The organism is Trichocoleus sp. FACHB-6 (genome assembly GCF_014695815.1).
Taxonomy (GTDB): domain Bacteria; phylum Cyanobacteriota; class Cyanobacteriia; order Cyanobacteriales; family FACHB-T130; genus Funiculus; species Funiculus sociatus.
Genome location: NZ_JACJOY010000077.1, coordinates 94,837 through 118,531, shown reverse-complemented (window position 1 = coordinate 118,531; position 23,695 = coordinate 94,837). Strand labels below are relative to the sequence as shown.

Genomic DNA, 23,695 nt, shown 5'->3' with positions numbered 1-23,695 from the left:
ATGCCAGTTTTCGCGGCGATCGCAGTCTTAGCGCTTTTGATAGTGGTACACGAGCTGGGTCATTTTATGGCAGCTCGTCTTCAGGGGATTCACGTTAATCGCTTCTCTCTGGGTTTTGGGCCGATTTTGTGGAAATACCAGGGAACGGAAACCGAGTATGCCGTCCGCGCTTTTCCTCTAGGCGGTTTTGTTGGTTTCCCCGATGATGACCCCGACAGCAATATTCCCCCCGAAGACCCCAATCTGCTACGCAACCGCCCCATCCTCGATAGAGCGATTGTCATCAGTGCTGGTGTTATCGCCAACTTAGTTTTTGCCTACTTGCTCCTTGTGACTCAACTCGGCTTTGTGGGCATTCCAGACTTTAACTACAAGCCTGGGGTTCTGGTTACTCCAGTCGCCTCAGATGTTACTTTTGCCGCACTCCAGGCTGGCATCAAAGCCGGAGATGTGGTTCTGTTGGCAGATGGTCAACCACTCAAAGCATCTAGGGAAGCCATCCCGACGCTGATGAAAGTGATTCAAGACCATCCCAACCAGCCCATCCCACTGAGTATCGAGCGTCAGGGTCAAAATATATCTTTGACTGTGACACCAGAACCAGGCGCAGATGGAAAAGGTCGCATTGGTGTCAAGCTGGCTCCTAACGGTACACCACTCCGTCGGCACTTGGATAATCCTGTGGAAATTTTCACTACAGCTGCCACAGAATTTCAACGAATAGTGACTTTAACAGTTCAGGGTTTTGGGCTGCTAATCAGTAACTTTGGCGAAACAGCTAATCAGGTCGCAGGCCCGGTTAAGATTGTGGAACTTGGGGCAAATATTGCCAAGTCAGATGCAGCAAATCTGTTTCAGTTTGCTGCCCTCATCAGCATTAACCTGGCTATCATCAACATTTTGCCTTTACCCGCCCTGGATGGCGGTCAGCTGGCTTTCCTGTTGATTGAAGGCTTAAGGGGTAAGCCTTTGCCCACAAAAATCCAAGACGGCATTATGCAAACCGGATTGATGCTGCTATTGGGTTTAGGCATTTTCTTGATTGTGCGAGACACTTTTAACTTGGAGTCGGTACAAAGATTATTTCAGTGAGCATTACTCATAAATCGTCAAGCCAGCAGCAGCGGGCTTTGGAGATTCTAATTCGCCTGAAGCGACTGTATCCAGTTGCCCCCTGTACGCTGAACTACAAAACGCCAGTGCAGCTGTTGGTGGCAACTATTCTCTCGGCTCAGTGTACGGATGAGCGGGTAAATCAGGTGACACCAGCGTTATTTGCTCGGTTTCCTGATGCGATCGCTTTGGCAAACGCTGATATTATCGAGTTGGAAAATTTGATCCGTTCCACTGGTTTTTATCGCAACAAGGCGAAAAATATTCAAGGGGCAAGCCGCCTAATTTTGGAAAAGTTTGGCGGCGAGGTGCCAAAACGAATGGAATTGTTGCTGGAATTGCCAGGGGTGGCGCGTAAAACGGCTAATGTGGTTCTCTCTCATGCCTACGGTATTAATCAGGGCGTGACGGTGGATACTCATGTAAAGCGTCTCTCTCACCGCTTGGGTTTGACAGAACACACAGACCCGATTCGTATAGAGCGGGATTTGATGAGAATATTACCCCACTCTGAAGAATGGGAAAACTGGTCAATTCGTTTGGTTTACCACGGTCGGGCAATTTGTAAGGCTCGGAATCCTGAATGCGATGCTTGCGTTCTTGCCGATTTGTGTCCTTCTGCCAATGTGTCCCAGTCAAATTCTGGACAGGTAAGCATAGTCACGGTTCCTCTTGCCATCCCTGAAGAACCCCTGCCTAACCCTCCCCGTTAACGGGGACTAAACAAATTATTGATGTTTAGAATATAATGGAGAATGGTGTCTAAATCTGCGGAAGAATTGATTCATGGCTAAAAAGAGCATGATTGAGCGGGAGAAAAAGCGCGAGCGGCTGGTAGAAAAGTATGCCGATAAGCGTGCAGCGTTGCAGGAAGAATTTGATAATGCAACCACCCAACAACAAAAGCTGGCAATTCATCGCCAAATCCAGCAATTGCCTCGCAACAGTGCGCCCACCAGACTGCGGAACCGCTGCTGGGTAACTGGTCGTCCTAGAGGTGTTTATCGGGATTTCGGTCTGTCTCGGAACGTCATGCGGGAATGGGCGCACCAAGGCCTGTTACCTGGTGTGGTTAAGTCTAGCTGGTAGTCCTTAGTCCTTAGTCCTTAGTTGATTGTGTTTGACCAAGGACTAATGGCTATTAACTATTGACCACAACAGCGGTCAATGCCAAGGCTGTCTAAAAGTAAATCGCTGACGGCATTAGCGATCGCAAACTCGCTGTAGAAACTCTTAGAAAAGTCAAACGCCTGCATTTCTGTCAGGATAGCAATAACTAAGGAACCCAGATCGTTTTCCCCTTCCATCCGTTGACGGACATAAATTTGGGACGCTCGGCGGGCTATTTCCTGATTGACAGGCTCTGGGATAAATTCTTGGTCAAGCCAAGTATGTAAAGATTTTTGCAACCATTCGCCTTCCTGTTGGGCATTTTCGGCTGGTGGTAGTGTGATGGGTGGAATTGGTTCAGGCATTTGATCTATCAATTTTTGCGTATCAGCTTTTAAATTTCATCTGCCAATTTCACGATTTTAAAAGTGAAGGCAGTATTTTAAATATTAAGGTTGCACGCTGCTGTTTCGGGATATCTACAACCCTGTCGGGCTAAGTGCATGGAATTTGATATTTCCAACATTATCCAGGGGTATGCTCAAGGCTACTTTCTGATGGCGGATGACGATGATAACTTGGGGTGGTACTCCAGCCGTCAGCGGACGATGATACCCCTAGATGACCGATTCCGCTACCCAACCTCACTTAGGCGCGTCCTCAACCAGGAACGCTTCACTGTCGCTGTCAACCGGGATTTTCAAGCGGTTGTTGCTGGGTGTGCGGACAGGGAAACCACCTGGATTTCGCCTGAGTTAAAGAAGATTTACTGGAAATTATATCAAGCTGGTTGGGCTTATAGTTTTGAAACTTGGCAGGGAGATGAGTTGGCGGGGGGAATTTTAGGAATTGTCATCGGCGGTGCTTTTATTGGCGAGTCGATGTTTTTCCGAATTCCGGAGGGGTCGAAGGTGGCGATGGTCAAGTTGCAAGAAAGATTGCGATCGCGCCAGTTTGTTTTTTTCGATGCTCAAATGATGAATCCCCACTTGGAACGTTTTGGTGCTTATATAATTGACGATACAGATTATCAAATTTTGTTGCAGGAAGCGTTACAACGTCAGTGTTTTCTGATGTAGCAATTCTTCAATGAACCGCCCAGACGCGACTGGGCGCAGAAGAAGAGAATTTCATCAATGGATTAAGATTGCTATAGCTACAGATTAAACTTTTAATTTAATCATGAGCAACCTGAAAGTTGTCAAAGAGTTAAAATTCTGGGTATTAGCGATCGCAGCAGCTTTAATTACTCTTCATCTTCATTTGACTTGGAGAAGTGACAATACTGAACTGCTGAGTACAAGTTTCCTATTTTGGCTGGCTGTATCGTCCCTGCTTTGGAAAAAACGCGACACTTTAAATCTTGAAAGTGGAGTTTTTTCTAGCTTTTTTGGTGCATCCTTGATTATTTTGGTGCTGATTAAAAGTCTGCATCTGTCTAATTCTGTTTCTTTTCTTCGCATCTCACCTTTCATTTCTCTACTAGGCTTATGTCTTCTTGCTTCCGGTTTGAAGGGATTAAGACAATATTGGCAGGAACTGTTATTGTTGGCTTTTCTAGCCATAGCTCAAGGATGGATATTATTAATTGGTGATATATCTATATTCACAGCTAAGTTTGCAGCTTTTGTTCTTTGGATTTTGGGGTTTGAAGTATCTCTTCAGGGAGTCTTTATTATTCTACCTAAAGGTTCTATAGAGGTTTACTCTGGCTGTTCTGGTATAGGTTTAATACTCCAGCTTCTGGGACTAGCATTTATTATTTTAGTAATGGTTCCTACTAATTTAACAAAAAAAATATTGCTGCCTTTTGTGGCTGTGGTTTTGGGATTTGCGGTTAATGGGGTGCGAGTTGCCCTTATGGCTGTTTTAGTAGCATTATCTCATCAACAAGCTTTTGAATACTGGCATACAGGAGATGGCTCGCTAATATTTTCTACGAGTGCTGTATTAATTTTCGGATTATTTTGCCATTTTATGGTACTAAAAACTGTAAAGTTACAATCATGAACTGCTGGAAAAAAATTCGGATTTCCCTGTTAGCTACAACCTTTGGCAGTGTCTTGTTTGTGCTGGCAAAGTCAATTTTGTATCCCAGTTTAAGCGATCGCATCCAGCCCTCTTTGGTTTTTCCCGCAGCAGTTTCCTTACCGGAATGGCAGCCTTTGGCAAGCAGGCCCTTAGTCGATCAAATTGCTGAGTCGTCTGAATACATTTCTGGAAGGCATTATCGCTACATCCAGAATGGTTTTCCACTGGATATAGAAATGCGATATTTGGTTAAGACGGATGGAAATATCAGACTTTATATTAATAAATATACAAATATACCGTCGTCTCCCGATCAACCTCTACCAATTTCACGTCAACAGCATGGGATAGGTTTTTATAGCCTTTTTGTTTATCAAAAACGAGCTTATCTGAGTGCTTGCATTAATCCGCGTGGCGGTAGTACGGTGACAGATTATCAGTTTAGGCGCAACAGATATATCTACGATGTGCGGTTGAGCCGTTTTCTTCCCTGGTTGCTAGGTGAGGCAGATTTGCGGGATGTGCGTTGTCTTTGGGCGCATTTGTCGGTTCCTTTAAATAATTCTTCTCCTGAAAAGGCTTATCAAGTTTTAGAAAAAACATGGATTTCCTGGTACAAATTGTGGAGTCCGCGCTTTTTTTGAAGGATTGATAATTGTTCAAGAGAAAATCAATTTTAAATAAACCACGTTAGCGAACGCCAACGTGGTTCATTCCCCTTTGCCAAAACCTGAAATTATTGCTTACTTTCCAATTTCTGCGATCGCTTCCAGGTAAAGTACATCCCCAGTAAGACAACTGCTAGAATATTGCCTAAAATTTGGCTTGGTTCTGGTACTGGATCGCTGCCACTATAAGTTGATTCGGCATCCATCCCTTCCGGTGTTTCTACTGGTACTTGCACCTTCTGAGTCTTTTTAGGATCAACTCGCACTTGTTCAGTGACAGCGACAAAAGCAGTGTATTTAGATAACAACCGATAATCCAGCGCTGTATCTGTAACAGCTTTGACATTTATTGGGTTCTCATTGCCATAAATTTCATTCATCAAATCTTTGATTCGGGCGCGTCCCCAAAGTTGCGCGATCGCATCATTCCCACCACCCTCAAAATCAATCGGCAACTTCTTCTCATAGCGCTTACCACCAGCAGCAATGCCAGTAATTTTCAAAGTACCACGAGCGCGATCGCCTTTGCGTCCAAACAACACCAACGGCTGATTAGCATACAAATCCGGTGCTTTCAAAGGATAAATTTCTGGTGCTTTTCCAGAACCTTCCCAGCTAACTTCAATATTCGTCAGCACGGGATTATTAATATCTTGAAAGAACTTCTCAACTACTTTCTGCGCTGGTTCCTGGGGCGGTACAACTTCCGAAGTTCCCCGTCCTTCCTCGGCAATGCGGTCGATTAAAAAGCGGTTAATTGAACTGCCAACACCAAAACTATAAAGCCGATTTCCCGGCTTCAAACGCTTTTTTACTTCTGCAATTACCTGCTCGTCGTCACCGATCAAACCATCAGAAATCATCACAACACTCCGCAGCCGCCCTTCTGGAGCCTCTGGGAAATTCAATACAGTTTGAATGCCGTTCAATAACTCACTACCGCCATTTGCATCTAAGCGATTGATATAATCTAGCGCTTTTTGTCGATTTTTCGGCGTATTTTGTAAGGGTGTGGAAGAAAGCTGAGTTGTGGAACTGGCAAAGTCAATAATCGTAAACGTATCGTTAGGGTTTAACCCATTGATAAACCGCCGCATCAGTTCTTTAGATTGCTGAATTGGTTCGCCCGATTGCGACCCAGAGGTATCCATGAGAAACACCACATCTTTTGGTACAATCTCATTGCTTTGATACTGCACTGCTGGGATTAAATAACTGGCGAAGTGTCCGCCTCGTTCATCTGCATCAGTTAATACTGTGGACTGAGTTTCATTCCCGGCAACTTGATAGCGCAAAATCAAATCTTTGTTGGGAATTGCGTTTTGTTTGCTCAACTCAACCCGCATCATCCGACCGTCTTTGGCGGTCAGGATTTGATGAGAAGGCGATCGCAAGTTACTAATCGGCACTCCCGCCTCAATTTCCACGGTCACGCCTATATCCTGTCCAGAACGGGTTCCGGCTGACAAGGTTGGGGGGTTAATTTTTGCGGCATCAGCAACATGATTTCCGGGGACGTAACGCGGCTCCACTACCATCGGAAAGACAAATTCATAATTGCCTTTTTCAAACTTCAGGCTTTCTGTATAGCGAATGGTGACATCAATTTTTTCCCCTGGTTTGATGTTAGCAAGAGACTGAGTAAACACATTATCTCGCTCTTGCTCTAATAAGCCAGCAGTTTGCCCTTGCTGCTTAGCTTGCTCGTAAATTTGTTTAGCTTCAGCGCGTTTTTTGATCTTGCCTCGGATGATGCGATCGCCTACTTTTATTTCCATATCATCCACCGCCGCTTCATCCGGAAGTGGAAACACATAAACCGCCTCTAAAGGATTATTAAAGGGATTTGTAAATGTCTGCGTCACTGACACCCGCGACACATTCCCGGAAACTTTCGCCATCACTTCCGTATGTGTTAGAGGAAACGCCTGCTGCTGCCCATTTACCGTGCCCAATAAACCGCCAGATTTTGGAGGCTTAATTGCCACTCGATTTTCTGGTATCGAAACCTGCTGGGCCACGGGAGATACTAGATACCTCACTCCCACAAATCCAAACAGCAAAATGGCACCCGCCACCAGCCATTTTTTCTTAGACTTGTTAACAACTGGAAGCCGCCTCAAATTTAAATCTTGCAAAACTTCCGCTGCTGATTGATAGCGGTGCTTTGTCCCAGTTTTCAGCATTCTGTCGAGAATACTACCCAACTGTTTACTAACTGGCTTGGGTAAAAAATGCCGCCAAACCCAGGTATCTTCGCTGGTATCGCTCAAATCAAAAGGCGGAATTTGAGTCAGCAAATGGATACAGGTAACGCCCAAACTATACAAATCGCTACCAAAAACGGCTTTACCCTTAGTTTGTTCGGGAGCCGTATACGCTGCCGATCCAATTACTGTTCCTGTTCTGCCTAACATCGTCTCAGTGGCGTATTTGGCAGCACCAAAATCGACTAATACGAGATGGTTATCTTTACGGCGGCGAATAATGTTTTCCGGTTTGATGTCCCGGTGAATCATCTGATGGCTGTGGACGAACTGCAAGACGGGTAATAAACTTTGCAGTAGTTGCCGAATTTCTGTTTCGTTAAAAGCTCCTTTTTGGGCAAGTTCTTGAGCTAAGTTTTGCCCATCAATAAATTCTTGTACTAGATATTGATGGTCATCTTGCTCAAAATATTCCAGCAACTGAGGAATTTGGTGATGTTTACCTAATAGCTCTAGGCGAGTTGCTTCTTGACGAAATAACTCTGCTGCTTTTTTCCGATTGTTAGTACCTTGTTGTTGAGGAAAAAATTGCTTAATTACGCAACGTGCTTTGGATGATTTAGACTCATCGGTAGCCAGAAAAGTTCTGCCAAAGCCACCTTGTCCAATTTGTTGGATGGCTCGATAACGATCTTGTAGCAGTAGGTTTGCACTGCAACTAGAGCAGATAGTTGCATTACCAGAATTTTCTGGCTGCTTACAATTAGGATTCAGGCAGTAGCACCGATGCTGATTGTGGGCTGTACTTTCTTGAGGCGGGAAGGTTGTCATAGCAGCCTTTTTTGAAAACTGTTCACGCCATTCTAGCCGTTTCGTTTCTATAATTAGGGTGAATAATTAGTCCAAAAGCCGCCCACAGTGGGAGTTTTAAGAAAATAAAATGTTTATTTTCTTGCAAGTACGAAATTTAGTAAACTCTTTTGAGGGTGGGAAAACCAGCACGAAAAGTTGGGTTTCGTTACCACTCTACTAGCTAACATCCAGTCCACCTTGGTAGGGACATGGCATTGCCATGTCCCTATAGATGTAGGCACCTAACGCTTGAATTGTTGTTATATAAACTCCCCCTTTCCTCCTCCGGTCGCGCCTAGGCGGAAGGTTTAAAAGGTAGCTTTCATAGCTCAAATAGGATTGTTATAGCTATATGGATTTGTGCAGGAAAATCCCCATTAAAAAATACAAAAGGCAAAGAATTCTTTGCCTTTTGCATGAGAGTCTTTTTTAAGACTTAATAACGAAAATGCTTTTTACGTCTTCTGGCGATCGCTTTGCGCTTGCGTTTTTCCAGGGGAGTCTCAAAGTGACGCTGGCGTTTTATATCTGGAAAAATTCCAGCTTTAGAGACTTGACGCTTAAATCGGCGCAGGGCTGACTCAATGTTTTCATTTTCGCCTACAACTACTTGGGTCATCCTGTCTTCTCCTAAAATTGGCTTAATTGCTGGATAGTAAGGAGCAATAAGCTTTAATATCCAGCAATTATGAGTAAGTTGATTGCCTTAGCGGAATAGCTTTATTAGCGTCTGTAGCCGCCGCCGCCGCCGCCGCCGCCGCCGCCTCTGCTGTTGCCGCCCCAGCCACCGCCGCCAGAACGACCACCACCACCGCCACCACCTTTATTATCCTCGCGGGGCTTGGCTTTGTTTACTTTCAGATCCCGTCCCATCCACTCAGCTCCATCAAGAGCCTCAATAGCAGCGTTCTCTTCAGCTTCGGTTGACATTTCTACAAAACCAAAACCACGCATCCGACCAGTTTCACGGTCGGTTGGTAGCTGAACCCGCTTAACAGTGCCGTACTCAGCAAATACGTTGCTGAGGTCTTCTTGCGTAACTTGGTAGGATAAGTTGCCTACATAGATAGACATTGGATATCTCCAGAATCAGATGTGTAGAAAGTTAATCCGGAGAAACGCCTGTCAATAGAAATAACAAACATACAGCCGAATTTAAGTCTTCTGGAAAATTTTAGCACAAAATTTCGTTCATAGACACGGGCATAACTCTGAGTTTTTACCAAAGTTCATAACTTTTTAGATTTGCTGGGATACTAACAAAGGAGCGGCTTGCAGTAAGGTCTGAGTATAGGGGTGCTGGGGGTTAGTAAAAATGTCTTCGGTGGAACCAAGTTCGACAATGCAACCGCTATTCATAACGGCGATGCGATCGCACAAAAATCTTGCTACTGAGAGGTCGTGAGTGATAAATAAATACGTGAGATCGAAGTCGCGCTTTAACTCCAACATTAGGGCAAGCACCTGCGACTGAACACTGGCATCCAGCATACTCACCGGCTCATCACAAATTAGCAGTTTCGGGCGGGTAATCAAAGCACGAGCGATCGCTACCCGTTGCTGCTGTCCGCCAGACAAATCCGATGGATAACGCTGATAATACTCAGTTGTAGGAGTCAACCCCACCCTCTCAAGCATCTGCATCACCTGCGCTTTCGCCTCATCAGGGGTAGCCAGCTTGTGGATAAACAGGGGATCGGCAATACTTTGCCCCACCGTCATCAACGGATTCAAGCAAGCATGGGGGTCTTGAAATACCATTTGCATTTCCCGCCGCGTTGCCCTTACACTCTCTTGAGACATCTGGGTTAAATTTTTCCCCAAAAACTCAACTTTCCCTCCAGTAGGGCGAATTAGCTGCAAAATAGTCCGGGACAAGGTACTTTTCCCGCATCCAGATTCCCCCACCAAGCCGAGAATTTCCCCAGGATAAAGCGCTAAGTTGATCCCATCCACCGCTTTGATAACCGGGACTTCCTTAGAAAACATCTGGGTAAAAAAATTGCTTTCTAAAGTGTAGTGCTGCTGCAAATCTGTGAGTTGCAAAATCGGGACTTGGGACTGGGGAAGAGGGACTGGGGGTTGGGGGGAAAAGGCTTTTTCTCCCAATCCTACCGTCCCACTCTCTCCCTCTTTTGCCCTGAGGTGCAGAGCTGCGGCTAGGAGCGATCGCGTATATTCATGTTGCGGTCTGCTAAAAATAGACTTGGCGGCACCAGTTTCTACCATTTTGCCACCATACATTACCGCAATGCGATCGCAATATTCGCCCACCATTGCCAAATCGTGAGAAATCAGCAATAACGCCATTTCCCGCTCGTTGCACAGGCGCGTCAGTTCCTGTAGAATCTGCGCTGCTACGGTGACATCTAAGCTGGTCGTGGGTTCGTCTGCCACAATTAACTTAGGATTGAGGAGCAAAGCCAGAGCGATCGCTACCCGTTGCCGCATTCCGCCGCTAAACTCATGGGGATACTGCGACCATCGGCTGGCTGGTATCTTCACCGCCTCTAAAGTAGACAGCGCCTTTTCCTTCGCCTGTCGCTGCGACAGCTGCGGTTGATGCGCTTTGAGAGTTTCTACACAGTGTTTCCCAATCGTCATTAGGGGATCAAGGCGCGTCATCGGATCTTGAAATATCAGCGCCACCGCTTCCCCTCGAAACCGCCGCAACTGGGGTGGAGTTAGATCAAAAACCGACTGTCCAGCAAACGTCACCCGTCCCTCAATCCGAGTCGAGGCTGGTAACAAGCGCATTGCAGCTCGTCCCAGCGTTGATTTACCGCAACCCGATTCTCCCACCAAACCGAGTCTTTCTCCTGGTTCCAGGGTAAAAGAAACATCATCCACAGCCCAACTAGGCATTGAATCAGATCGGCGGCTGGGATAGGCGACTCGCAAATTTTCTACACAAAACAGGGATTCACTCATTGGGAAGGGGGGATGGGGGCTGGGGACTGGAGATTGGGGACTGGGGGCTGGGGAGACAAGGGACTGGGTACTGGGTGAAAAATCTTCAAGGGTTCCCAATCCCTAATCCCCAATCCCCAATTCCCATTATTTACTAACTCCTACTTGCCGCATTAGATAGGCTACACCAAAATCTCCGTTAGGATGTTTTGCTAGAGCTTCAGCTAGTTCAAAGATTTGCGATGCCAAGTCTGGGCCTAGTTTTTCGATTGTGGCTTCGCGTTCTTTATCAACCTGCTGCCGTTCCCGCACCCGAGTTTGCCATTCGCTGGAAAATAGCTGCTCAATTGTAGTATGCAGCCCTAGTTTAGATAGCACATCCCACTCACCCTTGTCGCACCAAATCCCAGAACAATTTAAACAGCGTTCCAGATAAAACGCTGTCTTCAGATTCACCTTGGCGCGGGAAAGATAGCGACTGCACTCCGGACACAGCGCCGCTTTCATATCGTAGGGAGACTGCACAAAATTCACATCCAGCGTTTGCCAGAGCAATTCAGGATCTACGGGTGTCACTTGCGATTGCTTACTCTGCCATGCCTCATATTCTACAGAGGGAATCCAGGTTCCCTTGCACTCGTGGCACTGCTTTACAGGTAAATTTCCCTCCAGCGTACCGTCGAGTAGTTGTACATTCTTACATTTGGGACAGTTCACCAGTTCTTTTCCCCTCCCAGTTCAATTTTTTTATTAATTTACTGGTTTGTGGTGACATCTTGCACTTCCACAAGGCAGCTATTTTTCTTGTCCCATTGAAAAAAAACTGCCAAATCGTCTATCTTAATTCGGTAGTCCTAAAGATGTAAGGATAGGAGAAATACAGTTCCATCAGAAGCTCTATGTCTGATTCCCAACCAACTTGCCCCGTTTGTCAGTCAACTCACGTCGTCAAAAACGGCAAAATCCATAACGGTAAACAGAACTTTAGATGCCGTGAGTGCGGTAGACAGTTTGTGCAAGACCCCCAGAACAAAATCATTGACCAGGCAACCAAAACTTTAATTGATAAATTGCTGTTGGAGAAGATTCCCTTAGCCGGGATTGCCAGAGTCGTTGGTGTTTCAGAACCTTGGCTCCAAAGTTACGTCAATGAAAAATATCAGAACGTGCCCCGGCAAGTGCAGGTACCGACAAAAAAAAAGGCCGTTTAACCATTCAGTGTGATGAGATGTGGTCGTTTGTGGGCAGCAAAGGCAACAAGCAGTGGATTTGGCTGGCACTGGATGTAGAAACACGAGAAATTGTCGGGGTGTATGTCGGCGAGCGCAGTCGGGAGGGCGCACAAGGATTGTGGAAGGCATTGCCAACAGTGTATCGACAGTGCGCGGTTGCCTACACCGATTTTTGGTCTGCGTACGATGAGGTCTTTCCAAGTAAGCGACATCAAAGTGTGGGTAAAGACAGTGGTAAGACCAGTTATATTGAGCGGTTTAACTGCACTTTGCGCCAGCGGGTATCGCGTTTAGTGAGGAAGACGTTATCGTTTTCTAAGAAGTTGGAGAACCATATCGGGGCAATTTGGTACTTCGTTCACCACTACAATGCATCCTTACCTGTTTAGCACTACCCTTAATTCTTGCTTCTCTTCTCTCACACGGGGATCAGGGCAGCTATTCGCTTTTTGCTTGCAGGAGTGCTTCGCAGTAGCTTATCAGAGTAGAGACGCGATCGCTCATCGCATTTTTCCTCTTAAGGACAGTTGCTGAATTGCCAGAAGCCTGCAAAAACATCGCATCCATCTCTAGAAGTCGTTGCGATCGCACTATTTCTGTCTGGAAAGACTGCCACCGAGGAAACGTTTCGGACGTTAACTCCTCGCCGCTGAAAATGGCGATATTTTGGGCATAAACTTGTTTTAAGGCTTGAAATCTCTCATTTACCAGTCCTGGCTCTTGATTATCAGCCCTCACTGCTTGCAGCAGCAGCTCTAAAGCTATTGCAAATTTCTCATAGCCTTGGCGGTAAGATTGGGGCAACATTGTCACTTAGTTCCGCTAGAATCAATGTAAAGAATTTTGTCTATTCCTGAAAGGCGAGTGGTGAACATCAGGTAACTGGTGTAGGCTTGTGACCTTCAAGCAAGTTTGATATCGGCGCAAGAGCAATAAGCAAAAAGCGTAGAAGTGGTTACAAAATGCGATCGCTTCGTCCGGCTTTCCCATAGCATCTCTCTTGTTCTGACAATATTCTTACCATCGAGCCTTGCTGAATAAAAATCCAAAATTCCAATATACTAGGGACTTTTCAACGCAGCCCCTAGCATTTTTGCCACCCATCCGCTACTGACTGGCTATTTTTACTCTTTATGATGCTTGACAGTATGAACACCAAAACTCAGACTCCTACTACCATTAACTGTGTTATTCCTGACTGGCTACAGGAATGTTTGCTATCCGGGCAGAACGACAGTCAAAAAAACACCTCATTGGCAACCTCGGAAGGTGCGGGTAGCAAACCCTCTCCTACATTAGCCGATGCAGATTTGATTTGTCGCGCATTTGAATTTGCTTATTCCCTGCACGAAGGACAGACTCGCAAATCTGGAGAACCCTACATTTGCCACCCCGTGGCCGTTGCCGGACTTTTGCGCGACCTTGGCGGTGGCAGTGCTATGATTGCTGCCGGCTTCCTGCACGATGTAGTCGAAGATACAGAAATCACAATCGAAGAAATAGAACAGCGCTTTGGCGCAGAAGTGAGTCATCTGGTAGAAGGTGTTACCAAGCTTTCTAAATTTTCCGAAACCTTCTCCAGCAAGACAGAACGCCAAGCCGAGAACTTCCGCCGAATGTTTCTGGCAATGGCGCAGGACATTCGGGTAATTGTAGTCAAACTAGCAGACCGACTGCACAATATGCGGACGCTAGAACACCTACCGGATCATAAACGGCGGCGAATTGCCTTAGAAACGCGAGAAATCTTTGCACCTCTGGCAAATCGCCTCGGTATCGGGCGCTTTAAGTGGGAACTGGAAGATTTAACTTTCAAGTATCTCGAACCCGAAGCTTACCGCCAAATGCAAGATTTAGTGGCGGAGAAACGGGTAGACAGAGAAATCAGATTGGCAAACGTTGTAGAAATTCTGCGTCAGGGACTCGCCTCCTCTGGAATCAACTACTTTGATATCAGCGGACGACCCAAGCATCTCTATGGAATTTATCAGAAGATGCGGCGGCAGCAGAAAGAATTTCATGAAATTTACGACTTAGCAGCGATTCGGTTAATTGTTGAGACGAATGAAGAATGCTATCGGGCTTTGGCAGTAATTCACGATGCCTTTCGACCGATTCCCGGTCGGTTTAAAGACTACATTGGTTTACCCAAGCCGAACCGCTACCAGTCACTGCATACGGTTGTTGTGGGAATAACAGGTCGTCCCCTAGAAGTGCAAATTCGTACTTTGGAAATGCATCATGTGGCAGAGTATGGAATTGCAGCCCACTGGAAATATAAGGAAACGGGGAGTTCTAGCCGGACTAAGATGACGGCGGTAGATGAGAAGTTCACCTGGTTGCGGCAGCTGCTGGAATGGCAAAGCGACCTGAAAGATGCCCAGGAATACCTGGAAAACGTTAAAGACAATTTATTTGATGACGATGTTTATGTGTTTACACCCCAAGGCGATGTAGTCCCTTTGACTGGTGGCAGCACTCCGGTTGATTTTGCTTACCGAATTCACACAGAAGTTGGAAATCGCTGCACTGGTGCGCGGGTAAATGGGCGGATGGTGACGCTAGACACGCCGCTGAAGAATGGGGATATTGTGGAGATTATCACCCAGAAAAACAGCCGTCCTAGTTTGGACTGGCTGAAGTTTGTGATGACAACCGGGGCAAAAAACCGGATTCGGCAATGGTATAAGCGATCGCATCGCGACGAAAACATCGCCCGCGGTCGGGAACTGCTAGAAAAAGAAATGGGTAAAAGTGGCTTTGAAGCATTGCTGAAATCTACACCAATGCAAGCAGTAGCTGAGCGATGTAACTACCACAGCGTCGATGATTTACTTGCTGCTTTAGGTTACGGCGAAGTCACCCTGAGTTTGGTGGTAAATCGCATCCGCGAAGCCGTCAAAGCAACTCAGCCGCAATTGGCTGCCCCGGTAGAAATGCGGGATCTCGCATCTGTACAAATGCCGACACCGACACGCTCTGTTCCTACTAATACCAATAAATCCCCGATTGCTGGCGTAGAAGGATTACTTTATCACCGCGCTGGGTGCTGCGGGCCCCTGCCTGGTGAAGCGATTATCGGTGTAGTTACACGCGATCGCGGCATTTCCATTCATCGACAAGGGTGCAACAATGTGGTTAACGTAGCGGGCGATCGCGTAGTCCCGGTCAGCTGGAACCCCATAAACACAGCAGCAGGTCGTCCCGAAACATACTCTGTCAACATTCAAATAGAAGTGCTTGACCGTGTGGGAATATTTAACGATATCCTGTCGCGTTTGAGCGATGACCACATTAATGTACGCGGTGCAACAGTGAAAACATCTGAAGGACGACCAGCAGTAATCGACCTGTGCATCGATGTACGCGACTGCGACCAACTTGAGCGCTGCTTTACCCAAATTCGCCAAATCAGTGATGTTCTCAATATGCGTCGCCTGGGACAGGGATGTGATTAGTCAGTTGTCAATGACTGATGACTAACAAACGCAATTTGTAACTTTTCTTGAATATCTGCGTCCCGCCTGTTTGATGACAGCAGGCGGGGCAGCAGCCCTATGATAAATCAAGAACTGCCCATCCCGTTAATAAATAATGACTAAGGGCTGATGACTAACAACTAATAACTAATGACTAATGGCTAATAACTAAGAACTAAAAACTAAGATTATGAACCGTTCTGCCTGTCTCATCTTTAATCCAGTTGCAGGTCAAAGCGACCCTGACCGAGATTTGGCACAAATCCGAGCGCTTTTAGATCCAGAAATTGACCTGGATATATATCTGACGACACCAGACATTGATGCGACTCGACTGGCAAAAGAAGCCATTGAAAGAGGTGCTAGTAGCATCATTGCTTCCGGCGGTGACGGCACCCTCTCAGCCACCGCCGGAGCCTTAGTGGGAACCAATATTCCGCTGGGTATCATTTCGCGGGGTACTGCCAACGCCTTTGCCTCTGCGATGGGAATTCCCGACACCATAGATGCCGCCTGCGAAACGATTTTGGGAGGGACAACCAGGGTAGTAGATGCCGCCTACTGTAACGGCAAACCAATGGTTTTACTAGCTGGCATTGGTTTCGAGGCGGAAATGGTGGAACGGGCGGATAGGGAAACTAAAAATCGCCTCGGTATATTAGCTTATATCTTGGCCGGATTCCAACAGCTGCGGGATTTCGACAGGTTTGAAGTTGAGATTGAGACAGAAGACAAAATCATTAAACTTGCGGCGGCGGCGGTGACAGTTGCCAACGCCGCACCACCCACATCAGTTTTGGCGCAAGGGCCAGCTGGTCTAATTGTGGATGATGGCTTGCTAGATTTAACAGTAGTAGCACCAGTAAACAGGGCAGGAGCGATCGCAGCTTCCTATCACTTACTCCAAACCGCCTTAAGTGGTAATGCCGCCGAGAGAGAAGACATCGGTTATCTACGCGCTAGACGAATTCAAGTACGAACCGATCCCCCCCAGAAAGTCGTTCTGGATGGGGAAATCATTGGCACAACTCCCGTTGACATTGAGTGCGTTCCCGGCGGCTTAACCCTCCTGGTGCCTCAAGTCGAAGAAGCCCAACAAAAAGAAAAACTCGAAGGCTTACCCAATCTCACAATTGAGCCTAAGCAGAACTCAATCCTGTCTGAGGAAGTTTGACAGGAGAAATAAAGAGCTGATCGACGTGAATGAAATTTAACCCCCCTGTTTGGGAATCATAGATTGTAAGACCTCTTCCTAGGGAAGAGGTCTTACATGGAGTAGGGGCGATTTTGACTGGTGTATCTACTGGGTTTTGCACAAAAATCAATCAAATTATCAAATCGATTTTCCTGGGGCATTTCCGTAAGGTTAGACAGGTACGCCGTGTTGGGGTAGCCTTTCAGCAAGAACCTCAAAGGAAAATTTCCCAGCGATCTTTCAGCTCTAGTTGATCTTTTCTTATGAAAGTCCTCCATCCTCTCCTACAACACTTGGCTAACAACTGTTTGCAGTTTCTGCATCAGTTGTCATTATTTAAAAGCTCAAAAGTCAAGTCTAGGGGCAAGAGGCAGGATTCTTCCCCTCAAGCGCCACAACCGTCGCCTAAGAATTGGGCAGCACCTAGCCGTCCTAGCAATGAGGCGGCTAGGCTCCAGGCACTACATCGCTATCAAATTCTCGATACTGCTGCCGAAGCTGCCTACGACGACCTGACGGCGCTGGCTTCTTATATCTGCGGCACTCCCATTGCTTTAATTAGCCTTGTGGATGCAAATCGGCAATGGTTCAAGTCAAAAGTCGGCATAGAAGCAACCGAAACACCTAGGGAAGTGGCATTCTGCGCCCATGCCATTCTCTCGCGCGATGAACCGCTGATCGTACCCAATGCCTTAGAAGATGAACGTTTTGCTCTTAATCCGCTGGTAGTGTCAGATCCCAGTATCCAGTTTTATGCGGGAGTTCCCTTAGTGACACCGGACGGCTTTCCTGTTGGCACCTTATGTGCGCTAGACACGATTCCACGAAATTTAACAAACGAGCAGATTCAGGGGTTGCAAGCTTTGGGGCGGCAAGCGATCGCGCAGATGGAGCTTAGAGTTAATATTGCTAAGTTAGAACGCTCAGATAGCAGGCGGAAGCGGGCTGTGCAGATGCTGCACAAAAGCAATAAAAACTATCGCTCCGTCATTGACAATATTAAAGAAGTAATTTTTCAGACAGATGCAGCCGGATTATTGACATTTCTCAATCCCGCCTGGACAGAAATCACTGGATTTTCTATTGCCGAAAGTATCGGCACTGAGTTTTACAAATACATTCATCCCGACGATTGTCAAGACAATATAGATAAATTTCAACTATTAATTGAAGGCAAAAAAGATTATTGTCGCCATGAAATTAGATATTTAACTAAAGACGGCGGCTACCGTTGGATAGAAATTCACGCCCGCTTGACCATCGCTAATGGAACAATTATCGGCACCTCTGGCACCCTCAGAGATATAAACGATCGCTTCGACGCCCTAGAGCAGGCCAAAGAAAGCGATCGCGTATTGCGTCAGGTAATCGACTTGGTGCCTCATTGCATTTTCGCCAAAGACCAGAATGGCAATTACATTATGGCCAATAAAGCGATCGCAGAGGTATTGGGTACAACAGTTGAGGAAATGTTGTACAAAAACGAAGTTGACTTTGTGCCATTACCTGAAGATGCCCGTCGGTACCTAGAAGCTGATTTAGAAGTCATAAATAGTGGAAAACTCCAAATCATTCCCGAAGAAACGCTCACCGATCACCAGGGCAATGTGCGGATTATGCAATCTATTAAAATTCCCTTCAGCCCTGCTGGCTCAGAAACTCCAGCAGTATTGGGTGTAGCGATAGACATCACTCTCGCTAAACTTGCACAGCGGAAGCTACAAGAGACAACCAGGTTACAACGGGCAATTTTGGATAGCGCCAACTACACAATCATTTCCACCACACCAGACGGCACAATCTGCACCTTTAATGCCGCCGCCGAGAGATGCTTAGGATACGCAGCTTCAGAAGTAATTGGGAAAACCACGCCTGCCATATTTCATGACATAGACGAAGTAGTGCAGCGTGCCGCAGAACTATCGCAAGAACTGGGAGTCACTGTTGAACCAGGTTTTGAAGTATTTGTGACCCGCGCTCGTCAGGGAGAGCTAGATGAGCGCGAATGGACTTACATTCGTAAAGACAACAGTCGCTTCCCAGTGCTGCTATCAGTGACAGCTTTACGCGATGAACAAGGTGCTGTAACCGGGTTTCTGGGAATTGGCAGCGATATCACTAGCGCAAAGCTGGCACAAGAAGCACTGCGTCAGCGGGAAGAACTCGTGCGCCTGTTCGTGAACAACACACCAGCAGCCGTTGCCATGCTTGATTGCCATATGCGTTACATCATCACCAGTCGCCAATGGCTGATAGATTACAATCTAGGCGACCAAAACATCATCGGTCGCTCTCACTACGACGTATTCCCCGAAATTCCTGACCGCTGGAAAAAAATTCATCAGCGCACTCTTGCTGGTTCAGTCCAGAAGTGTGAGGAAGACGTATTCCTGAGTGCTGACGGCAGAATAGGCTGGATGCGGTGGGAAATACATCCTTGGCGTAAGACTGGGGGTGAAATTGGTGGCATCATCATGTTCACCGAGATAATCAACGAGCAAAAAGCTGCAAAGGAAGAACTGCGACAGAGCGAGGCAGCAATTCGGTTACTTTATGAAGTAACTGCTGCCCAAAACCTCAACTTTGACCAACGCATCGAACAGCTTCTGAATATGGGATGCTGGCGATTTGGTTTAGAAATTGGGATTTTAACGGAACTTGAAAGCGTGGCTTTTGGTGGTAACGAGAAACGCTTGATAGTTCGAGGAATCGAAACACAGGACAATTGCCTGCAAAAAGGAGATATTTTAGATTTAGAGCAGACCTATTGCCACGCGGCGCTGCAAGCAACCGAACCAATTAGCTTTGAGTCCAAGAGCGATTCCCAATGGTGCAATCATTCTGCCTACAAGGCAGTAAAAATAGAAGCTTATATGGGAGTCCGCGTCATCGTGGACGGGGAGATTTACGGCACTCTCAGCTTCGCCAGTGCTAAGGTGCGAAGTCAAAAATTTAAAGCTGTAGACAAAGAGCTTTTGAAGCTAATGGCGCAGTGGGTGGGTAGCCAGATTGAGCATCAAAAAGCCCACAACGCCCTAAATCGGCAAGTTTCCAGAGCCTGGCTGCTTAAAAGCATTACCCAAGAGATTCGCGCCAAGCTGCATACCCTGGAAATTTTCCAAACCACAGCTACCCAAATCGGTCAAGCCTTTGCCGTCAATCGTTGTGTCATACACTCATATCTTCTCACGCCCACGGAACCGAAAATTCCATTTATGGCTGAGTATTTAGAGCCTGGGTATGAATCAATTTTGGGTATAGAAGTGCCAATTATCGGCAATCCTCATGCTGAAAAGATGATAGGTCAAGATCAGGCCGTTGTCTCTTCAAACGTCTACATCGATCCTTTGCTAGACGCAGCATCTTCGATATGCCAGCAAATCAACCTCAAATCCATGTTGGCGATTCGCACTTCCTATCAAGGAGAACCAAACGGTGCCATAGGCTTACATCAGTGCCACGACTTCCGCCAGTGGACAGATGATGAAATCGAATTATTAGAAGCCGTAGCAGATCAAGTAGGCATCGCCTTGGCGCAAGCCCGACTTTTAGAGCAAGAAACGCGCCAACGCGAACAATTAACCACGCAAAATTTTGCCTTAGAAAAAGCAAAACGAGAGGCGGAAGCCGCCAGCCGCGCCAAAGGTGAATTTTTAGCGACAATGAGCCACGAAATCCGCACCCCCATGAACGCGGTGATTGGTATGACTGGTTTGTTGCTTGACACGGAACTTTCCCCTACTCAGCGAGACTTTTCCGAAACCATTCGCAGCAGTGGGGATGCTTTACTTTGCATCATTAATGATATTCTCGACTTTTCTAAAATCGAGTCTGGCAAGTTGGATCTGGAAGAACAGCCTTTTAATTTGCGCTGCTGTATAGAAGAATCCCTCGACTTACTAGCGCACAAAGCGGCAGAAAAAAACCTGGAATTAGCGTACCTGATAGATCCTTCTGTGCCAATCGCGATCGCAGGGGATGTCACTCGGTTACGCCAAATCTTAGTAAATCTGCTCAGCAACGCTGTCAAATTCACCCAAGCAGGGGAAGTCGTTGTTGAAGTTACTTCATTGGGGACTGGGGACAATTCTTCCCCATCCCCTATTTATGAAATCCAATTTGCCGTCAGAGATACTGGCATTGGTATTCCTAAAGAACGGATGGATCGGCTGTTTAAAGCCTTCAGCCAGGTTGATTCTTCTACCAGTCGCCAATATGGAGGAACTGGTCTTGGCCTTGCCATCAGTCATCGGTTGAGCGAATTGATGGGCGGTAAAATGTGGGTTGTTAGTAAAGCTGCTTCTGGAGAAATCAGTATTGCCGGAAATTCGCCTGAGGGCTGGGGGCTGGGGACTGGGGGCTGGAGACTGGGGACTGGGGAACAAGGGAAGGAAGTCCCAATTCCCAATCCCCAATTCCCAATCCCCAATTCCCAATCCCCAATTCCCAATCCCCAATCCCCAATCCCCAATTCGCTAGGTTCTACCTTTTATTTCACCCTGCTAGCACCATCTGTTCCCAATCCCTCGCCTGTTGACTACTTAAATCCGCACAAGATGATGGCTGAGAAAAAGCTGCTGATTGTGGATGACAACGCTACAAACAGGCAAATTTTGACATTGCAGGCGACTTCGTGGGGAATGATTCCTCGTGCTGCTGCTTCTGGGGAAGAAGCACTGCGTTGGCTTGCCAGTGGGGAAGTGTTCGACATCGCCATTCTGGATATGCAAATGCCGCATATGGATGGTCTGAGTTTAGCAACAGAAATTCGCACTCTGGCTAGAGGCAAGCATTTGCCCCTGGTGATGTTGACTTCTATTAGCAAAGGAGATACGCCTATTGAGAAGTGCGAAGTCAATTTTGCGGCTTTCCTGAATAAACCAATTAAACACTCTCAGCTCTACAATGTTTTGAGCGGTATCCTGGGCGAGTTGCCCGCTTCACCATATTCCCACTCTTCACAAGTGCCAATTGATCCCATGCACGAACGGTTGCCGTTACGAATTCTGTTAGCGGAAGACAATGTTGTGAACCAGAAGGTGGCGCTGCATATGTTGCAAAGTCTGGGGTATCGAGCTGATATTGCTAGCAACGGTCTGGAAGTGCTGCAAGCTGTGCAACGCCAGCCGTATGATGTGATTCTGATGGATGTCCAGATGCCAGAGATGGACGGCTTGATGGCAACTCGTCACATCTGTCAGGAATTGCCTTATGAAGAACGTCCCTGGATTATTGCGATGACTGCGAATGCTATGCAGAGCGATCGCGATGAATGCTTTGCGGCGGGGATGGACAATTATATTAGCAAGCCGATTCATAGATCGGCGCTGGTTGAGGCACTAGAGCTTTGTAGACCGCTTCCCAGGCAAGCCGCCGACGCAACCGAGGTTTTTATTAACAAGCCAGCAATTGACCATTCAAAACTGCAAGCGCTGTCTGATATGTTTGGCGACGATGCTGCATCCGTTATGGTGGAGGTGATTGATAGTTATCTGGAAGATGCCTCGAAACTGTTGCAATCAATGCGAAATTCCGCTGATGCCGTGGATACACTGGCGCTGGGACACGCGGGTCACACCCTGAAGTCAACCAGTGCAACGCTGGGTGCGATCGCTCTATCTGAGCTTTGTAAGCAAGTAGAAGCGATCGCTAAAAACGGTCAATTCAATCCAGCCGCACTAGCGCTTATATCCCAGATAGAAGCTGAGTATGAACGTGTTAAAACGGGATTGCAAGAAGAACGAGCGCGGCATCAAGAATGAACGAGCTTTCTGTTGTCAAATCGGTTGTCCTTGTGGTGGACGATGACAGAATCATCCGCTGTCTGCTGCGACGAGCAATGGAGAAAGAAGGATACAAAGTCATTGAGGCTGAGAATGGCGAGGAGTGCTTAGCCGCTTTCCAAAGCCTCGCCCCGCATATTGTCTTGCTGGATGCCATCATGCCAGTGATGGATGGCTTCACTTGCTGCACACAATTGCAAGCGCTCCCCGGAGGCGATCGCACTCCTGTTTTGATGATTACAGGTCTTGAGGACAAACAGTCCGTTGACCGAGCTTTTGAGGTGGGAGCCACTGATTTCGTCACTAAACCGATCCACTGGCCTGTACTGCGCCAGCGCGTGCGCCGTCTGTTGCAAACTTCTTTTCTCTTCAACCAGCTGGAGGCGGCAAACCAAAAGTTAGAGCGCCTTGCCAGCCTCGATGGTCTGACTCAATTGGCAAACCGACGACGGTTTGATGAATATCTCGATCAACAGTGGCGGCATATGGCACGAGAAAAATTGCCCCTATCTTTGCTCCTGTGCGATATTGACTTTTTTAAGCCTTACAATGATACTTACGGTCATCAGGCTGGAGACTTGTGTCTACAAAATGTTGGCGCTGCCCTGCGTCTAGCCTTAAAAAGGTCAACAGATTTAGTGGCACGATACGGCGGCGAAGAATTTGCGGCGATCTTGCCCAACACTAAGATTTTTGGTGCGCTACACATAGCAGAAACAATCCGAGAGCAAGTCAAGGCTTTAGGAATTGCTCATGCCAAGTCCACAGTTAGTCCGTGTGTCACGCTCAGTTTGGGCATCGCTTGCCTAATTCCTATGCCTGATGTCTCATCGGCTACTCTGCTAAAGGCAGCTGACGAGGCATTGTATCAGGCGAAAGCACGCGGACGCGATCGCTGGTGCGTTTCATCTGAAGCGGCGACGAAAGCGATCGCTGTAGGCGACTCGATACATTTAGGTTAAGGTTACATTACAACGTTAACCGAGATGTATTGATTTGTGATTTTCAATTCTCTGGCGCGCAATGGTTGCGGTTACGGGCAACTGCATTCATCCACAACAGCCGCAATAGATAGATTACCACGTTCCGTAATGCGAGGTATGTTCGACTGGAAG

18 protein-coding genes are annotated in these 23,695 nt (G+C 47.0%); 11 read left to right on the top strand and 7 right to left on the bottom strand.

Features of this window, described 5'->3' with window-relative positions; all coding sequences use genetic code 11:
• The 3 genes from rseP to rpsN all read left to right on the top strand — a co-directional run bounded on the left by rseP (nucleotide 1) and on the right by rpsN (nucleotide 2,202).
• Nucleotides 1-1,092, top strand: coding sequence for an RIP metalloprotease RseP (gene rseP / locus H6F66_RS15060; RefSeq protein WP_190422656.1), 1,092 nt, complete (start codon nucleotides 1-3; stop codon nucleotides 1,090-1,092).
• On the top strand, nucleotides 1,089-1,826 hold the full coding sequence (gene nth / locus H6F66_RS15055; protein ID WP_190422654.1) for an endonuclease III: 738 nt from the start codon (nucleotides 1,089-1,091) through the stop codon (nucleotides 1,824-1,826). Before rseP ends, nth begins: the two co-directional genes overlap by 4 nt.
• 73 nt (nucleotides 1,827-1,899) lie before the next feature.
• Nucleotides 1,900-2,202, top strand: a complete 303-nt coding sequence (gene rpsN / locus H6F66_RS15050; RefSeq protein ID WP_190422652.1) for a 30S ribosomal protein S14 — start codon at nucleotides 1,900-1,902, stop codon at nucleotides 2,200-2,202.
• 56 nt (nucleotides 2,203-2,258) lie between these two features.
• Here rpsN and H6F66_RS15045 read toward each other — a convergent pair whose 3' ends face one another.
• On the bottom strand, nucleotides 2,259-2,588 hold the full coding sequence (locus H6F66_RS15045; protein ID WP_190422645.1) for a hypothetical protein: 330 nt from the start codon (nucleotides 2,586-2,588) through the stop codon (nucleotides 2,259-2,261).
• 138 nt (nucleotides 2,589-2,726) lie between these two features.
• Between H6F66_RS15045 and aat the strand changes: the two genes are divergently transcribed.
• The 3 genes from aat to H6F66_RS15030 all read left to right on the top strand — a co-directional run bounded on the left by aat (nucleotide 2,727) and on the right by H6F66_RS15030 (nucleotide 4,898).
• Entirely contained in the window at nucleotides 2,727-3,302 is a 576-nt protein-coding gene (aat, locus tag H6F66_RS15040) for a leucyl/phenylalanyl-tRNA--protein transferase (protein WP_190422643.1), read from the top strand.
• 103 nt (nucleotides 3,303-3,405) lie between these two features.
• Entirely contained in the window at nucleotides 3,406-4,233 is an 828-nt protein-coding gene (gene crtA / locus H6F66_RS15035; protein WP_190422641.1) for a cyanoexosortase A, read from the top strand.
• On the top strand, nucleotides 4,230-4,898 hold the full coding sequence (locus H6F66_RS15030) for a cyanoexosortase A system-associated protein (RefSeq protein WP_190422639.1): 669 nt from the start codon (nucleotides 4,230-4,232) through the stop codon (nucleotides 4,896-4,898). The genes crtA and H6F66_RS15030 overlap by 4 nt, the downstream gene beginning before the upstream one ends.
• A gap of 92 nt (nucleotides 4,899-4,990) precedes the next feature.
• On the opposite strand, the gene H6F66_RS15025 is transcribed toward H6F66_RS15030, so the two are convergent.
• From H6F66_RS15025 to H6F66_RS15005, 5 genes are all read right to left on the bottom strand, one after another.
• Nucleotides 4,991-7,960: a VIT domain-containing protein gene (locus H6F66_RS15025; RefSeq protein ID WP_190422637.1), complete on the bottom strand. Its 2,970-nt coding sequence runs from the start codon at nucleotides 7,958-7,960 to the stop codon at nucleotides 4,991-4,993.
• Nucleotides 7,961-8,417: 457 nt separating this feature from the next.
• Nucleotides 8,418-8,600 (bottom strand): 30S ribosomal protein S21, encoded by a 183-nt coding sequence (gene rpsU / locus H6F66_RS15020; protein ID WP_190422635.1) that lies wholly within the window; start codon nucleotides 8,598-8,600, stop codon nucleotides 8,418-8,420.
• Between the two features lie 104 nt (nucleotides 8,601-8,704).
• Nucleotides 8,705-9,055 carry an RNA-binding protein gene (locus H6F66_RS15015; protein WP_190422633.1) on the bottom strand — a complete coding sequence of 117 codons (351 nt, stop codon included), beginning with the start codon at nucleotides 9,053-9,055 and terminating at the stop codon, nucleotides 8,705-8,707.
• A 165-nt stretch (nucleotides 9,056-9,220) separates the two neighbouring features.
• Nucleotides 9,221-10,912, bottom strand: a complete 1,692-nt coding sequence (locus tag H6F66_RS15010) for an ABC transporter ATP-binding protein (RefSeq protein ID WP_190422631.1) — start codon at nucleotides 10,910-10,912, stop codon at nucleotides 9,221-9,223.
• A 126-nt stretch (nucleotides 10,913-11,038) separates the two neighbouring features.
• Nucleotides 11,039-11,608 (bottom strand): zf-TFIIB domain-containing protein, encoded by a 570-nt coding sequence (locus H6F66_RS15005; protein WP_190422629.1) that lies wholly within the window; start codon nucleotides 11,606-11,608, stop codon nucleotides 11,039-11,041.
• A gap of 182 nt (nucleotides 11,609-11,790) precedes the next feature.
• Here H6F66_RS15005 and H6F66_RS15000 point away from each other — a divergent pair.
• A protein-coding gene (locus H6F66_RS15000; RefSeq protein ID WP_190422627.1) for an IS1 family transposase occupies nucleotides 11,791-12,512 on the top strand; the annotation gives its coding sequence in 2 pieces (ribosomal slippage) (nucleotides 11,791-12,079 and nucleotides 12,079-12,512; 723 coding nt in all).
• Nucleotides 12,513-12,561: 49 nt separating this feature from the next.
• Here the strand turns inward: H6F66_RS15000 and patD are convergent.
• A complete protein-coding gene (patD, locus tag H6F66_RS14995) occupies nucleotides 12,562-12,930 on the bottom strand; it encodes a heterocyst frequency control protein PatD (RefSeq protein ID WP_190422624.1) in 369 nt (122 codons plus the stop codon).
• A gap of 341 nt (nucleotides 12,931-13,271) precedes the next feature.
• Between patD and H6F66_RS14990 the strand changes: the two genes are divergently transcribed.
• From H6F66_RS14990 to H6F66_RS14975, 4 genes are all read left to right on the top strand, one after another.
• Nucleotides 13,272-15,581: a bifunctional (p)ppGpp synthetase/guanosine-3',5'-bis(diphosphate) 3'-pyrophosphohydrolase gene (locus H6F66_RS14990; protein WP_190422734.1), complete on the top strand. Its 2,310-nt coding sequence runs from the start codon at nucleotides 13,272-13,274 to the stop codon at nucleotides 15,579-15,581.
• Nucleotides 15,582-15,792: 211 nt separating this feature from the next.
• A complete protein-coding gene (locus H6F66_RS14985; protein WP_190422622.1) occupies nucleotides 15,793-16,776 on the top strand; it encodes a YegS/Rv2252/BmrU family lipid kinase in 984 nt (327 codons plus the stop codon).
• A gap of 284 nt (nucleotides 16,777-17,060) precedes the next feature.
• The gene (locus tag H6F66_RS14980) at nucleotides 17,061-22,559 is read left to right on the top strand and encodes a PAS domain S-box protein (RefSeq protein WP_190422614.1); all 5,499 of its coding nucleotides are present in this window, start codon (nucleotides 17,061-17,063) and stop codon (nucleotides 22,557-22,559) included.
• Complete coding sequence (locus tag H6F66_RS14975) at nucleotides 22,556-23,542, top strand: PleD family two-component system response regulator (protein ID WP_190422612.1); 987 nt, start codon at nucleotides 22,556-22,558, stop codon at nucleotides 23,540-23,542. Before H6F66_RS14980 ends, H6F66_RS14975 begins: the two co-directional genes overlap by 4 nt.
• Nucleotides 23,543-23,695: the final 153 nt, after the last annotated feature.

Coding starts and splice junctions, on each gene's coding strand:
- rseP (WP_190422656.1), top strand. CDS start 1: ATGCCAGTTTTCGCGGCGATCGCAGTCTTAGCGCTTTTGATAGTGGTA.
- rpsN (WP_190422652.1), top strand. CDS start 1,900: ATGGCTAAAAAGAGCATGATTGAGCGGGAGAAAAAGCGCGAGCGGCTG.
- H6F66_RS15045 (WP_190422645.1), bottom strand. CDS start 2,588: ATGCCTGAACCAATTCCACCCATCACACTACCACCAGCCGAAAATGCC.
- aat (WP_190422643.1), top strand. CDS start 2,727: ATGGAATTTGATATTTCCAACATTATCCAGGGGTATGCTCAAGGCTAC.
- crtA (WP_190422641.1), top strand. CDS start 3,406: ATGAGCAACCTGAAAGTTGTCAAAGAGTTAAAATTCTGGGTATTAGCG.
- H6F66_RS15030 (WP_190422639.1), top strand. CDS start 4,230: ATGAACTGCTGGAAAAAAATTCGGATTTCCCTGTTAGCTACAACCTTT.
- H6F66_RS15025 (WP_190422637.1), bottom strand. CDS start 7,960: ATGACAACCTTCCCGCCTCAAGAAAGTACAGCCCACAATCAGCATCGG.
- rpsU (WP_190422635.1), bottom strand. CDS start 8,600: ATGACCCAAGTAGTTGTAGGCGAAAATGAAAACATTGAGTCAGCCCTG.
- H6F66_RS15015 (WP_190422633.1), bottom strand. CDS start 9,055: ATGTCTATCTATGTAGGCAACTTATCCTACCAAGTTACGCAAGAAGAC.
- H6F66_RS15010 (WP_190422631.1), bottom strand. CDS start 10,912: ATGAGTGAATCCCTGTTTTGTGTAGAAAATTTGCGAGTCGCCTATCCC.
- patD (WP_190422624.1), bottom strand. CDS start 12,930: ATGTTGCCCCAATCTTACCGCCAAGGCTATGAGAAATTTGCAATAGCT.
- H6F66_RS14990 (WP_190422734.1), top strand. CDS start 13,272: ATGAACACCAAAACTCAGACTCCTACTACCATTAACTGTGTTATTCCT.
- H6F66_RS14985 (WP_190422622.1), top strand. CDS start 15,793: ATGAACCGTTCTGCCTGTCTCATCTTTAATCCAGTTGCAGGTCAAAGC.
- H6F66_RS14980 (WP_190422614.1), top strand. CDS start 17,061: ATGAAAGTCCTCCATCCTCTCCTACAACACTTGGCTAACAACTGTTTG.
- H6F66_RS14975 (WP_190422612.1), top strand. CDS start 22,556: ATGAACGAGCTTTCTGTTGTCAAATCGGTTGTCCTTGTGGTGGACGAT.